A 14747-nucleotide genomic window follows, 5' to 3' on the forward strand; every position below is an offset into this window, starting at 1 on the left:
CCCATTCGATCCACTAACTCCATTTGACCCAATGATGGGTCAGGACGCAGCAGTCGTCATAGCACTGCCCCTTGATTATTATATTCCGATACATGGAGACAACTATGCCAAAAAACAAGCGTATCAAATTTGCAGCAGGTGTAGTAGCTGTAGTATTACTCATCTCACTCGTGGCCGTGGCCATCATCCAGCCGCTCAACGCCAAAGCAGCCAACGCCATTGGCAGCAACTGGTATGGAGCCGCTCCCTATGTCATGCCACTCGCCAACACACCACCCAGCCTCACCACAGTCATGTCGGCCAGCGGCGCCAAAGCCTTCACCTTGGCCTTCGTTGTCGCTAACGGTGGCTGTACGCCGGCCTGGGAGGCCGATGCCGGTATGGATAATGTTTCCTCCGACACGCAGATCGCACCGATTATCAATGCGGTACGCTCAGCCGGCGGCGATGTATCCGTCTCATTTGGTGGCTATGGCGGCACCAAGCTCGGCGAGACCTGTGGCAGCGCGTCAGCTGTCGCAGCTGCGGAGCAGACCGTGATCACAAAGTATGGCTTGAACGCCATCGACCTCGATCTGGAGGAGCCAGAATATGAGAACACCAACGCCATCAACTACGAGCTAGGCGCAGCCAAGATCCTGCAAGCCAACAATCCCAACCTTTATATCTCAGTCACCATTCCGGGCACCACCAGCGGCACCGGCTACTTCGGGCAACTGCTGCTAACCGCCTCCAAAACAGTGGGCTTCACACCAAATACCTTCAGTATCATGCCCTTCGATGGTGGCTTTAGTGGTGCCAGCAGTCAGATTACCGCCTTGCAGAGTTTCAACACCATCCTGATGAACACCTTCGGCTGGAGCAGCACTACCGCCTACGCCCACGAAGGGTTCTCAGGCATGAATGGCCGTACCGATAGCGCTGAATACTTCTATCAGGCCGACTTCCAATCAGTCTTAACATTTGCGGAAAACAATCACCTCGGCCGTTATACCTTCTGGGCGCTTAACCGCGACCGCCAATGTAATCCCGTCGACAACAACGGTTCGCTCTCAGGCACGTGCAGCAGCGTGGCCCAGAACAGCTGGGATTTCACAAAGTACGTGGTACAATTCGCTGGAGCAACACCTCCAACGTCAACGCCCACACCTGTCACGGGAAAGACACCCACTCCAACGACAATCGCTTCAACTCCCACTCCGACTCCCACACCTGTCACGGGTGGCTCATGTGCCGGAGTCCCCGCCTGGACAACTGGAGTCGCCTACGTCGGCGGCAACAAAGTGACCTATAACGGCACCCTCTGGCAGGCCAAGTGGTGGACAGAGAATGATGTCCCTGGCGGTCCCGCCGGCGTCTGGACCTCTCTCGGCAGTTGTTAATCGTACATCAATAGCGGCCTATACGATCTACCTGCGGGCAGACGTGAAGAATCTATCTTCGCGGCTGCCCGCTTTGTATGAGAGCATCACAATGGGATCGCCCTGTTTCGAAATAGCCCCAACGAAACACAATGATATGCGGCAGAGGGCACTCCCGCTACTGCATACATAAGCCACGTCGTTCGTAGTCAGGACATGGCCCACCTTCACTCCTGACTCGGCTTTGTTCTGATGCCAGCGATGACGAGATCAAGCATGCGGTTGGCCCCATCAGGATCAGCCACATGTGCGTTCACCATAGCGATTCCGTAGACGAGTCGCACCACGTCGATAATCTGGACGTCCGTTCGGATTTGTTCTGCAGCCTGGGCGCGGCGCAACAGGACTTCTCCCGCCTGGTGCATCGCTCTGTTCGCATCAGAGATTCTCGTTCCCGGAACATGCTTGGCAGTCATGATGGCAGCTCCCATGCTCCGCCCGCGAGCCGCGAAGTCCATCTGGAGACGAAGCCAGCTCATGAAGGCGTCGAAAGGAACGGAAGCACTTGCGAGTTCTTCAGCGTGCGCCCTCAATTCATTGGTCTCATCCAAAAACACCGCTTCCAGGAGATCCTGACGCGTGGGGAAGTGACGGTACAGCGTTCCGATCGCAACTCCAGCCGATCTGGCGATGTCCTCCAGGACAATGTCAGCGCCGCGCTCCGCGACCGCAGTTCGCGCCGTCTTCAGCAGGCTGGCGTAGTTACGCTGGGCATCAGCTCGCATTGGGCGGTTAGTTGGTATTGGCTCATTCAATTCCTGCAAATTCTTTCTCCTCGAGCTATTGCCCCTTGACAAAGTGAGGGTTCCTCCGTTAATATATGAGAGGTAACCTCATTTTATCACATTCACGATCGTTCTTACCAGGAGAAGGAGAATTTTCTTATGCGCGTTTTTGTCACAGGAGCAACAGGCTACATCGGTTCCGCCGTCGTTCGCGAGCTCATCACTGCCGGTCATCAGGTCATCGGACTTACACGTTCAGATAACGGTGTCGCTGCACTAAAGGAAGCTGGGGCTGAGGTGCAGCGTGGTGCCCTTGACGACCTCGACAGCCTTCGCAGTGGTGCCGCCGCTGCCGATGGCGTCATTCACCTGGCGTTTGGACACAACTTCTCGGACTTTGCAGCCGCGCTCACCGCCGATCTGCGCGCCGTCGAGACTATGGGAGCGGCGCTTGAGGGCACAGGCAGGCCGTTTGTGACCACTGCTCATTTAAACGGAGAGGCATCGAATAACGCAGTGTTCGCACTGGCTGGCGTGCGTGCATCAGTTGCCTCTCTCTCTTTGTCTGTGCACGACGAGGACGACAAGCACGGCTTCATACCAAGACTGATTACCATTGCCCGCACGAAGGGCGTCTCTGCCTACGTCGACGACGGAGCCAACCGCTGGACGGCCGTCCATCGCCTTGATGCAGCGCATCTGTACCGCCTGGCACTGGAAAACGCTCCGGCGGGTTCACGGCTTGACGGGGTCGGCGACGAAGGAGTACCATTTCGCGACATTGCCAGCGTCATTGGTCGCCGCCTGAATCTGCCAGTAGTCAGTATTCCCCAAGAAGATGCAAACACCCACTTCGGTCCTTTCCTGGGTATGGTGGCGGCGCGCGACATCCCGAGGTCAAGTGCACAGACCCGGGAACTCCTGGGATGGCGACCTGTGCATCCCGGACTGATCCAGGACCTCGAAGAGCACTACATCAACAACTGATGTGAAACTGAGAGCCTGTACATTTGGCAATTCCAGGGTGACATCTTTGATAAATCGATGAGCAGAGATCACTTTTATTCATCTTCACACCTGGACGACGCTCCCAAGAAGATTTCTGTGCTGCGACAGATTTGCGACGAAGCTTCAACACGAAGGCGACAGGAACATGACAGACCTCAAACAATGCTCATCTATACTGTGAACAGAACAAAAAAGATAGAAAAGCAGCTCATAGCATGCAATCTCTAGATAATAACACATATAGATGAAGGAGAATAACTGGTATGACACCATATCCACAGGGGGTCACAATCCCTTCCGACGCCCCGCAGCAGATGCAGCAGATTCTTAAAGTGACGCAGTTGACAAAAATGTATCAGGACCGTACGGTCGTCAATCACCTGGACTTTGAGGTCAAGCGCGGAGAGATCTTTGGCTTCATTGGTCCCAATGGAGCGGGTAAAACGACAACGATCCGCATGATCCTGGGGCTGATTACTCCCACGTCCGGTCGCGTGGAGCTCTTTGGTCAGGATATAACCACCCATCCAGCTGAGCTTCTCTCACGCGTGGGCGCACTGATTGAAACTCCCGCTCTCTACCTGCATACCAATGCTCGCCGCAACCTACGAGCCTTCGGAAATGTGCTCGGAGGCGTCTCGGAACAGCGTATCGATGAGGTGCTCGATTTGATAGATCTGCGCTCTCGTCAAAAGGATAAGGTTCGCACCTATTCACTCGGGATGAAGCAGCGGCTGGGTATCGCGGTAGCGCTCCTCCACGATCCTGATCTCCTTATCCTCGACGAGCCGACCAATGGCCTGGACCCGATAGGGATCATCGAGATGCGTGAAACGCTACGCAATCTGGCGGCCAGCGGCAAAACCATCATCATTTCCAGCCATCTCCTGACAGAGGTGCAGCAGATTTGCAAGCGCGTCGCCATCATTAAGCGAGGTACGCTGGTAAAAGAGGCCTCCATGAGCGATCTGATCAAGCAAAGCGGCCATCATGAATTTCTCCTCCGCGTTGATCGACCTCAGGAAGCGCTAACACTGCTGAAAGCACAATCCTGGGGCCAGCAAACATATATGGAGCCCGACGGAGCAATTATCACAGGAGCTCCGGAAAATAAGGCCGCCAGATTGGCAAGTTTTCTCATCCAATTCAATTTTGTGGCCGAAACAATTATGCAGCGCGAACAAAACCTTGAGCAAATATTCTTAGACCTGACCAATGATTAAACCACAAAAATTTCACTGATACTATATCAACATGGAAGGAAAACAATGGAACTTTATACGCAGACCACAACAATCTCATCAAACGCTCAGCGAGCCAGACCTAGCTTTCCGGGGATAGTACGCAGCGAATTGGTAAAGATGACCTGGCTACGCTCAACCTGGATTATGATCGTGCTGACTATCTTTTTTACAGCGTCCATTTACCTGCTGAACTACAATGAGACCCCAAAGTTACAGCAAAGCGATCCCGTTTCATACATCTATCAATTTGTGCTGGGACAAGACCTGCTAATCTTCCGAGCCCTTTCAGGATACCTGGCTCTCGTGGTCACCGTTTTCGTGATAGGTCTGGATTATCAATTTGGGACAATTCGCGTTATCCTGGGACGAGGCGTAGGTCGAGTTCAGTTCTTACTCGGCAAGATCGTCGCCCTCTTCATTTTTGCGCTCCTGGTCCAGATTGGCGGCCTCATTTTAAATGGCATCTTAATATGTTCTCAGGTCAGTATGGCAACCGGAAGCCTCAATGCCATGGGTACCATCCTATCCCATTGCACAGGTATCTTTGTACAGTACTTCCTTTACCTGGTTCTTAATATGTGGGTTTCCATCCTGGTCGCCACCACATTGACCGTCATAGGACGTTCACTCACCTTCGGTATGGCCGCTGCCTTGATCTGGTTCCCGTTTGATAATATTGCCACTATCCTGTTTCAGCTGGCTCATAACCTCCTTCCGGGAGAGATACTGCCAAAAATGAGCGCCTATCTGTTAGGACCAAATCTGAATATACTACCCAATGTTGCCATCAGCACATACATTCCCGACACAATTGCGGGACCAAGAGTAACAGTAACCGGCCTCCATACCATCGTCGTAGCGCTTGTCTATGCGGGCATCTGCCTGGCAGTTTCTCTCTTGATAACCAAACAGCGTGACGTGCAGTCATAAATCTCATATGTGGATACGCCAAACGACGCTCCCGAAGTTCCAGAGAGTTAATTGTAAAGCAGGCATACATCCAGGCGACACCAGAGCGTGTCCCCTGGATGCTCGCAACGGTATAGCACAGATCGGTCGTGCAAGTATATACTCCAACGCATACATTATAGCCTCACACTGGAGACTACCTTATCTGACACTGTACGCTGTTTGAGAGCACTAACCCATGTACTCACAGTTTGATGATGCACGCCCAGTTGGCGCGCGATTCGACGATAACTCATACCTTGTTCTGCCAGCGCGAGAGCCTCGGCCTGGCGCAACTGATCGGGCTGCTGAGTACTTGGTTGAGGAGTAAAATATAACTGGCACCTCCAGCAGCGAAACCGCTGGCTCCCCGACCGATTTTTCCCACTTTTGCGGACCTCTCCAGGCTGCTGACACAGAGGGCACGCGGGAATAATGTCGTCCCATACGCCACTCACCTCTGCACTCTGCTTCAGTGACACACCCATACTACTGACTGGGGTTTCCTCTCTCAGAAGATCCGTTGCTTCTAGCTGTGCTTGCTCCAGTTGTGCTATTTCCTGAGTGCAACCCATGCTGTGCAACAACGCAATTAACTGCTTACGGGTCTCGCTGGTTTGAGAATGAGTTGCTCCCAACGTGTGTGTTTGCATTGCCAGAACGCGTTCATAGAGGGAGCGGGCCTCGTCGTCGTGACCCTGTGCGTGCCGCAACAGAGCAAATTCATAGCAGGTGAGAGCCACTTGCTCATGAGTGGAGACCAATGTCTGTTCATTGATGGTGAGCGCACGCAGAAACAAAGGCTCTGCCCTGGCATAATTCCCCTGGCCTCTATAGAGGGTCGCCAGGATCGTCAGGTCGAAAGCAACGTAAGGATGGAAAGCATTCAGATGTTCTTCGTGGATGTGTAGCGCCTTCAGAGCCAGCGCTTCCGCTTCTGCCTCTTTATCCATTTTGAGAGAGAGCATGGCCTGACAGGCTAACACATCCGCTGTGTGCACATGCAAAGGGCCGAGATGCTGCTCGTAGATGCTCAGCGCACGTTGGAACAACAGTTCCGCTTCTCCATAGCGTCCTTGCTTCATATATAGCTCTGCCAGATTGTACAGAGACTGCGCTGTATAAAAGTGGAATGCACCAAATTGCTGCTCACGGATGTGTAACGCACGCTGGTGGAGCGACTCCGCATCTATGTATTGTCCCTTGTGAGTAGCAATGATGGCCAGATTGTTTAAACTATTTCCTGTCAGATAATGAAAAGGACCGAGCTGCTGCTCACGGATGTGGAGCACACGCTGGTGCAATAGTTTTGCCTCCTCATAGCGTCCCGTATTGATGTAGAGGAGCGCCAGACTGCTCAGAATAAAAGCGGTGTCGAGATGGTGAGGACCAAGTTGCTGCTCACGGATGCGGAGCGCTCGCTGATACAACGGCTCTGCCTTTGGGTAGACTCTCTGAGACTCATAGAGATTTGCCAGACTGTACAGGCTGTCAGCGGTGTCGAGATGAAAAGGACCGAGTTGCTGCTCACGGATGCTAAGAGCACGCTGGTATAACGGCTCTGCCTCTTTATAATTGCCACTGTTTCGATAGAGAATCGCCAGATGGTTCAGACTGGCCGCTGTCTGAGGATGCTCCACACCGAAGCGCTGCTCGCGGATGCCAAGCGCGTGCCGATACAAGACCTCTGCCTGAGAGTACATCGTGTGTTCAAGAAAGTAACTGCCGGTTCGGTCAAGTAGATCCGCTGCCTCAGGCAACAGGAGTTGATAGTGTTGGATTAACGTATCGCACGCCTCAACCTGTTCCAGATAGCGCAGGCACTGAGGCCAGGTGTCCACGTTTTTCGGATCTTGAGGGAAGACCGTCTGCATGGCCCGCACTACCTGCTCGCTCCAGGAACGTTGGGTCTGGATGTCCATGCGATCCATTTGGACGACCTGTACCAGACGATGAATACTCAGCATCCGCTCTTCAGAGAGCCGCTTGATCAGGGAAAAACTCAGCAAGGTCTCGAGCGTCTGGTTGAAGGTGAAGCGATCCTCCATCGCTTCTTGAAGTTGAGGTGGCCAATAAGGAGCTCCCTCGGTGAACAGTTCTTCCGGCATATGATCGGGGGCGAGAAAGGCACAAAGACGTAACAATTCGGCGGCAGCCGAATTGGTCCGTTCCACCTGCTCAAACGAAAGGGACCAGGTCGTTGCTACCGACTCTGGATAGTTTGTGGTCTGCTCCCCGCGCCGCGCAAGCAGCGCCGAGCGATGCTTTTGATAGAGCTGGAGATAGTCGTACAGGCTGCATCCGGTCTCTTCTATATAGGCTCCTGCCTGATCGATGGCCAGAGGAAATTGTCCCAGGGCAATAATCACATTGATGGCTTCGTCTATCTCTTCTGGAGAGGAGGCCGAAAAGCGGTGAGCACGTCGCAGTAAGAGATGAGTCCCTTCCATAATCCCCATCATATCGACCTCAATGGAGGAAGCAAGTGAACCAACGGCATTGGCTCTTGTAGTAAGCAAAATATGTCCATTACCTTTGCGAGGGAGATAGGGCTGAACCAGGGAGAGATCATCGGCATTATCGACGAGAAGCAGCCAGGGCTGCACGCTCTGTTCTAACCAGTGCAGGACGGCAGCAACGATGGTGCGCTGATTCGTCTCCTCCTGGGGCACACGAACCGGGAGTAAACGCGCAAGTTCGACAAAGCTGGTCAAGATCGTCTCTGCGCTTGCAGCAGAGATCCACAGAATATCGTGATAGCGCCCCTTCTGGTGAGCACGATAGGCGTATTCGATGGCGATCTGCGTCTTCCCAATGCCGCCTAACCCCTTGATGGCCTGAGTCTGGGTCAATGTGGCCTGACGAACACCTACTTTCTGATCTGGAGTCTCGACCGTAAACACCTGCTCCAGTTGTTCAAGCAGATCATCGCGTCCGGTAAAGTGGGGATTGCGCGTATAGGGTACCGTCCACAGCTCGGTCTCCTGGGAGGGAGTGCTCACAGCCTGCGTGGTGTCTTCGGTGGTGTTCTCTGGTGATGAGAGAAGCACGTCCACCAATCCTAACTCCTGGGTGCTCTTGCCAAAGAGTGCACAGAGCTTGATACGGAAGTAGGCGCTGGGTTGCTGAGAACCTCGTTCCCAACGCCCAATTGTGGTGATGGTAGTGCCCAACTGGTCCGCAACATCTTGCTGCCGCCAATTGCGCTCGATGCGTTGCCGACGTAAGAATTCGTTCCTCGGCATAGCATTTCCTCCTGATCTCCCTAATGTGATGGGGACACTCAAAAATATTTCCCTGATGTTCCTGCTCGCCTGGGTGGAAAAGAAGGGCATCCATTGGATAGTATACGATACGCTGGATAGTATGCGATACGTTACGAAGTTTTTTTCTTCGTTCTTGTTCCTTTTGAAAGTGACGTGAAAGGTCACATGAAAGACCGATAACGCCCTCAGAAAAAGCAACCCAATGGAGGTATCCTTTTTCTAAGAGGAAGATCACCCATCGAAAGGAAAAGAGTGGTATGAGTTCCCTTACAGGAAAAGTGGCATTAGTAACCGGAGGCAATAGCGGAATTGGTCTGGCAACGGCCAGAACATTTCATGCCAACGGAGCCAAAGTCGTGATTACAGGACGAGACCGTGAAACCCTTGAGGCGGTTGCTCGCGAATTAGGTCACGACGTGATGGCGATTCGAGCCGATGTCACACAACTTAGTGAGATCGAGCAACTGATGGCTCGTATACACGAGACGTTTGGCAGGCTGGATATTTTGTTTGTCAACGCAGGCGTCTTTAAGGGAGCCGCGTTAGAAGAGGTGGATGAAGCGGCATTCGATGAGATGCTTGACGCCAATTTCAAGGGAGCGTATTTTACAGTCCAAAAGGCTCTCCCTTTACTCAATGAGTCAGCATCCATCATCTTCAACGGCTCGGTCAACGCCCTGACCGGCATCCCCAGCAGTTCGCTCTATACTGCCAACAAGGGAGCAATTCACGCACTGGCACGGGCACTCGCGGCTGAACTCATCGATCGCGGTATTCGAGTGAATACTATTACGATTGGGCCTACCGCCACGCGGCTCCTGGCCCGGTCGGGATCATCACAGGCGATTCTGGACGCTCAGGACGTGGCACGCATCAGCCATTCGCCACTCAAGCGCCTGGGTCGCCCAGAAGAAGTGGCAAATGTGGCGCTGTTTCTCGCTTCTGATGATTCCTCGTTTGTCGTAGGCGCGGAGATCGCAGCAGATGGTGGTTGGCTCTTAAATACCATCTAAGAGATCATTGGGTACCTGGAGAGCATCCGCAGGCTTGCGTAGATCAGCTTTTTACCTTCCTCAGCAAGAAGCATATGAGAAAAGAAAAAGAAAAGGAGATTATTCATGACTACACATATGGCATCGCTTGTGCAGAGCGCGAACGAAGGAGAGGTTACATTTGAAGCGAGTGGGGAGTATTGGATTTGGAAAGCGACCGCGCAAACCACCAATGGGCTCTACGATCAGGCAGTGACGATCACGTTGCCACAGGTGGGACCACCTGAACATACCCATAAGCAGGAAGAGCTGCTCTATATTCTGGAGGGGACCTATCGGGTGAAACTGGGGGAGAACCTTTTTACTGCGAGTGCAGGAACCTCTATCCGCATCCCAGCAGGTGTATCACATACCTGGCGATCATTGACGGCGGGAAAGCTACTCGTCACCTTTCTTCCAGGCGGACTCAGAGGTTTTTTTGAAGAGCTGCGCCCCCTCTATCTGGCTCCAGAGTTGGATGTACAAGCGCTCGGAGCACTAGCAGCCAGATATGGTCTGGTAGTGACTGGCCCTCCACTTACGGAATAATCATCTTTAGCGTCGGGGGCTGTCCAATCCAACGTCTTCACAGAAGGCAATGACAAGATGGTAATAGAAGCCTCCAACAAATATCTCATCGGGCAGAACCATGCCCACCGATACATCAAAAGGAGTAGATTATGACAACACTCACGCTTCAGGAACAGCAACAGATCGACCGCGCCAACGCGCAAGGGAAGCGGCCGGTCGTCTTCGTACATGGCCTCTATCTACTGGCATCCAGCTGGGACTCCTGGCGTACCCTCTTTGAAGAGCGAGACTATACGACACTTGCCCCTGGCTGGCCTGATGATCCACAGACAGTCGAGCAAGCACATGAGGACCCGGAGGTCTTTGCCAATAAGCGGATCAAGCAGGTCACCGATTATTATGCTCAGGCCATCGGCCAGCTCAAGAGGAAGCCAATTGTGGTTGGTCATTCCTTCGGAGGTCTCATTGCCCAACAACTGGCAGATCAGGGCTTATCCGCTATCACAGTCGCCATCGATCCAGCCGGGTTCCGTGGCGTGCTGCCCATACCGCTCTCCGAGCTCAAGTCCGGCGCACCTGTTCTTTCGAATCCATTCAACTACCATCGGGCTATTTCACTGACCTTCGAGCAGTTTCGCTACGGCTTCGCTAATATGCTCTCGGAAGACGAAGCCCACGAGCTCTACGATACGTTTGCGGTCCCTGGTTCCGGCACGCCCATCTTCCAGGCTGCCGCCGCCAACCTCAATCCATGGACGGAAGACCAGGTCAACACCAGGAACCCGGAGCGCGGCCCCCTCTTGCTTATCGCAGGAGAGAAAGACCATACGGTCCCATCGGTCGTCGTCAATGCTGCTTACAAACGACAAAAAGACAACCCGGCCGTCACCGAGTTCCACGAACTCCCCAATCGCGGACATTCTTTGATCATTGATCACGGATGGCGCGAAGTGGCCGAAATCACGCTCTCCTTCATCACAAAACAGCTTTAGTATGGCAGTAGTGAGCACGCCAGCCAGCATCTTTGCCGGACAAACGTGCTCACCACTGTAATCGTACCGCCGATTTTTTCAGGTGGTATTTTACCCTCGACGTTTTTGGGAGCACAAATTCCGGCTCCTCCCAACGAGAAGTAGCTCGGACAAGTCGTTCCCCTTATCAAACGATCTCTAAACGATCGACTAACGATCTCTAACGACCTCGACACAAGAGAACCACATCAGGTATACTTCAAGGCAAGGAATTTCAACATGGGGGCAATAAATTAAAGGATACAAGAATGAATGAACAAAAAACAGGAGTTTCCGCCCGAGATTGAGGCGGTATTTCGTAACTTTCTCTGTTGTGAGTTTACAACAGTCAATAAAAATGGTGTGCCCAGTACATGGCCTATCTCCACGCTCTTTCTGCCAGAGACAGGCCGCTTCTTAATTACGACATCAATCGGCTTTCCCCAGAAAGTATTTAATATTCGCCGTAATCCACACGTCTCGCTCTTATTCTCAAATCCAACCGGAAGTAACCTCACTAATCCGCCCGTGGTGCTGGTACAGGGGACCGCCGAAGCCCCGGACGAGGTGGTAACATTGGATGATGAAATGGAGCGCTTCTGGGCGCTCCTCTTCAAACGCCAACCGTCCAGTCGAGCATATACAAAGAATGCTCTCACTCAATCCTTGACGGATTGGTACTTCCTACGCTTACGCATCTATATTACTCCGCAGCGCATCAGATATTGGCCTGAGGGAGATATGAAACAGCCAGCACAAGAAATAGAGGGCAACTATGTGGGATAAAAGCGTGAAATATCTCCAACAATTTCCAAATGCCGTCCTGACCACGATCGACGCGGATGGATATCCAGCCAGCATTCTCTGTCAGCCTCGTATTGACGATCAGGCACAAGTAATCCATCTTGCCATTGAGGCCAGGATCGCGATAAAAGCGGGGGCGGCCACACTCCTGTGCCATAGTCACGATGAAAAGCTCGGGAAGCTCAAAACGTACTCAATCACGGGGACGTTGGAGATGATTGGGGACGATTGGATACTACATCCTCAACGTTTTACGCCTGGACTAGGGCTGACAGGTCCACTCGGCACAATACAAACACTGCGCGCCACGGGCAAGGCCAGTAAGAAGTATCTACAAAAACGCCAGCTCTCACGGCCCGTGATCGATTGGAATAGACTGAAGACGCTCTGATTTATTAAGTGGTGCTGAAAAGCTGTTTGCAGAGATTTAAAAGGGATGTGAAGCCGTTTATGCCTTCACATCCCCAGAGCCCAGCAGAGCGAGCAACAATACCGGGCAATCATATGACGAGAATGACCTTGTCCAAAACAGATCCCCGGACACATCAGTAATCCTTCACACGGATAGATTTCCCCACGAATATGCATAAGATACCCTTCGCACCAGCCATCAACGCCAGCCGACGTAGCGGCGCGGCTCCGCCGTGCTGTCACTGGACGCACGACAACGTCCCACCTGCATCTGGAAGCAGCGCCGGGGAGACCATCCATGGTGGAAAGATCTCGCAATGGAACCTCATAAGGAGCGTGGTCATACGAGTCACAGACAGCACGGCGGAGCCGCGCCGCTACGCCGGTGAGCCTGTCACCCCATAGCGTAGCGGACCTGTTTTGGAGGCACATCCCCCTTTTGCATCTGGAGCGATTAGCGACCCGTGGCGCGGTTGGTAACGGCGGTACGACGTGGTCGTCCGGCCTGACCGGCTTTGGGAGCTCTTTTCGTGGTTGAGCGAGCCTGAGCCTCTGTCTCGGCAAAGGTGTAGGCTTTATGCTTTCCCGCTGCGCTGCGACTGAAGCTTGATGGCTTTCCCGCTGGTCGGCGGCTACCATCTTTTAATCTTCCAGCATGCGAGCGTTCTGGCACACTCAAATCTTCTGACGGCCTGACAAACGTTCGCGTGGGTGTGGCGGAATCTCTGCTCTCAGGACGTCGTCGTGTGTCGGCGGCTGATGGATAGTTCTCACGCTTTGAGCGCTCAAAGCGTCCGCCCTCCTGGTTGTTCGAGAAGTCTCGACGTCCTCTAGCGGGGCGCTGCTCGTTGTCCGGCTCGCGATCCTGGCTACCTGAAAAATCTCTGTTGTTACGGATCGGACGTGGATCGTTGTTTGGTTCGCGCTCCTGACCACCGGAAAAGTCTCTGCTCGTGCGGATCGGACGTGGGTCGTTGTTTGGCTCACGATCCTGGCTACCGGAGAAGTCTCTGCGATTGCGGAATGGACGCGGCTCACGATCCTGGCCGCCCGAGAAATCTCTGCGACCTCTGTTGGAACGTTGATCCTCAATCGACTCGTGCTCTGGAATACCAGGAGCCTCTTGTCTGGCAAGGATGGCCTCCTCATCGATGATGAGGCGCTGCAACTTGACAGCTTGTCCCAGATTGTTCGCCATACGGCGCCATTTAGGCAGATCCGATGGGACCAGCAACGTGATGGCTTTGCCCTCTTGTCCCATGCGACCGGTACGACCGATACGATGGGTAAACAATTCGCTCGATTCTGGGAGCTCGTAGTTGATAACCTGATAGATGCCTTTGATGTCCAGGCCACGCGCTGCCACGTTGGTAGCCAGCAAGGTATGGACCTGTCCATTACGGAATTTGGTCAGGATCTCGTCACGAGCACGCTGGCTCTTGTCGCCGTGGAGTGTGCCAACAGCGAAGCCGAGGCGGCCAAGCTGCTTGCCTAACTTCTCGACGCCATATTTTGTTTTACCAAAGATCAGGCTGCTTTCTCCCTGCGAGGAATGCAGGAGTGTGCAGAGCGCGGCCATTTTCTGGTCGTGAGGAACCTGATAAGCGATCTGTTCAATGGTGCTTTCGCCAGCCGTGGCGACAGTAATATCAACTTTGACGGGATCCTTGAGGAATTTCGCCTGAAGCTTGGCGATCCAATCCGGCATAGTAGCGGAGAAGAGTGCCATTTGTTTTGTCTCAGGCATGGTCGACAGGATCTCCTCAATGATGGGAGCAAAACCAATGTCGAGCATCTGATCGGCCTCGTCGAGGACACAGATACGTATCTGATTCAGTACCAGGCTACCACGCTCAATGTGATCTTTGATGCGTCCTGGCGTGCCAACGACGATCTGAGCGCCGTAGCGCAACGACGACATCTGATTAGCGTAGGGGCGTCCACCGACCAGCAAGGCTGTGGTGAGTCGGCGGCCCATGGCCAGCTTGCTCAACACGGTGTTGACCTGGACGGCGAGCTCTCGCGTGGGTACCAGAACCAACGCCTGAGCAACGCGTTCTTTCGATAGTCTTTCGACCAATGGAATACTATAGGCAAGCGTCTTACCTGATCCGGTGGCTGATTGTCCAATCAGATCGTGACCAGCTAAGAGAGCTGGGATGGCTTCAAATTGAATCGGAGAGGGGTCAGTAATCTTCATATTCGCCAGCACGTTACGCGTGGCGGGCTGCAAAATCATATCGTTAAAAGATGGCATGAAAAATCCTTTCGGCCAAGGCGCCTCTTTTGTGGGCGCGGTACAGGTCCCTACGGCACTATGCCAGTAGAGAGTACCAGGAGCAGGCCGT

13 protein-coding genes are annotated in these 14747 nt (G+C 53.3%); 10 read left to right on the forward strand and 3 right to left on the reverse strand.

The features are described 5' to 3' along the window. The first annotated feature begins 104 nt into the window (after positions 1–104). Positions 105–1382 carry a chitinase gene (locus tag AC27N8_RS06950; RefSeq protein WP_487065326.1) on the forward strand — a complete coding sequence of 426 codons (1278 nt, stop codon included), beginning with the start codon at positions 105–107 and terminating at the stop codon, positions 1380–1382. Positions 1383–1588: 206 nt separating this feature from the next. Here AC27N8_RS06950 and AC27N8_RS06955 read toward each other — a convergent pair whose 3' ends face one another. Next, positions 1589–2185, reverse strand: coding sequence for a TetR/AcrR family transcriptional regulator (locus tag AC27N8_RS06955; RefSeq protein WP_487065328.1), 597 nt, complete (start codon positions 2183–2185; stop codon positions 1589–1591). Positions 2186–2305: 120 nt separating this feature from the next. Between AC27N8_RS06955 and AC27N8_RS06960 the strand changes: the two genes are divergently transcribed. The 3 genes from AC27N8_RS06960 (at position 2306) to AC27N8_RS06970 (ending at position 5328) form a co-directional block, all read left to right on the forward strand. Beyond that, positions 2306–3133 (forward strand): SDR family oxidoreductase, encoded by an 828-nt coding sequence (locus AC27N8_RS06960; RefSeq protein ID WP_487065330.1) that lies wholly within the window; start codon positions 2306–2308, stop codon positions 3131–3133. A gap of 284 nt (positions 3134–3417) precedes the next feature. Beyond that, on the forward strand, positions 3418–4377 hold the full coding sequence (locus AC27N8_RS06965) for an ABC transporter ATP-binding protein (RefSeq protein WP_487065332.1): 960 nt from the start codon (positions 3418–3420) through the stop codon (positions 4375–4377). 45 nt (positions 4378–4422) lie between these two features. Beyond that, entirely contained in the window at positions 4423–5328 is a 906-nt protein-coding gene (locus AC27N8_RS06970) for a hypothetical protein (protein WP_487065334.1), read from the forward strand. A 155-nt stretch (positions 5329–5483) separates the two neighbouring features. Here AC27N8_RS06970 and fxsT read toward each other — a convergent pair whose 3' ends face one another. Further along, positions 5484–8591 (reverse strand): FxSxx-COOH system tetratricopeptide repeat protein, encoded by a 3108-nt coding sequence (fxsT, locus tag AC27N8_RS06975; protein ID WP_487065336.1) that lies wholly within the window; start codon positions 8589–8591, stop codon positions 5484–5486. Between the two features lie 278 nt (positions 8592–8869). Here fxsT and AC27N8_RS06980 point away from each other — a divergent pair, with 278 nt between their 5' ends. The 6 genes from AC27N8_RS06980 (at position 8870) to AC27N8_RS07005 (ending at position 12804) form a co-directional block, all read left to right on the forward strand. Further along, entirely contained in the window at positions 8870–9625 is a 756-nt protein-coding gene (locus AC27N8_RS06980) for an SDR family oxidoreductase (RefSeq protein WP_487065338.1), read from the forward strand. 105 nt (positions 9626–9730) lie between these two features. After that, complete coding sequence (locus AC27N8_RS06985; protein ID WP_487065340.1) at positions 9731–10192, forward strand: cupin domain-containing protein; 462 nt, start codon at positions 9731–9733, stop codon at positions 10190–10192. Positions 10193–10323: 131 nt separating this feature from the next. Next, positions 10324–11166 (forward strand): alpha/beta hydrolase, encoded by an 843-nt coding sequence (locus tag AC27N8_RS06990; RefSeq protein WP_487065342.1) that lies wholly within the window; start codon positions 10324–10326, stop codon positions 11164–11166. Positions 11167–11457: 291 nt separating this feature from the next. Next, positions 11458–11970, forward strand: a complete 513-nt coding sequence (locus tag AC27N8_RS06995; protein WP_487065344.1) for a pyridoxamine 5'-phosphate oxidase family protein — start codon at positions 11458–11460, stop codon at positions 11968–11970. Beyond that, positions 11960–12379: a hypothetical protein gene (locus AC27N8_RS07000; RefSeq protein WP_487065346.1), complete on the forward strand. Its 420-nt coding sequence runs from the start codon at positions 11960–11962 to the stop codon at positions 12377–12379. The genes AC27N8_RS06995 and AC27N8_RS07000 overlap by 11 nt, the downstream gene beginning before the upstream one ends. A 191-nt stretch (positions 12380–12570) precedes the next feature. Beyond that, positions 12571–12804 carry a hypothetical protein gene (locus AC27N8_RS07005; RefSeq protein ID WP_487065348.1) on the forward strand — a complete coding sequence of 78 codons (234 nt, stop codon included), beginning with the start codon at positions 12571–12573 and terminating at the stop codon, positions 12802–12804. A gap of 49 nt (positions 12805–12853) precedes the next feature. Here AC27N8_RS07005 and AC27N8_RS07010 read toward each other — a convergent pair whose 3' ends face one another. Continuing rightward, positions 12854–14656: a DEAD/DEAH box helicase gene (locus tag AC27N8_RS07010; RefSeq protein ID WP_487065350.1), complete on the reverse strand. Its 1803-nt coding sequence runs from the start codon at positions 14654–14656 to the stop codon at positions 12854–12856. Positions 14657–14747: the final 91 nt, after the last annotated feature.

The sequence above is a fragment of the Dictyobacter sp. Z7_2 genome (genome assembly GCF_057551105.1).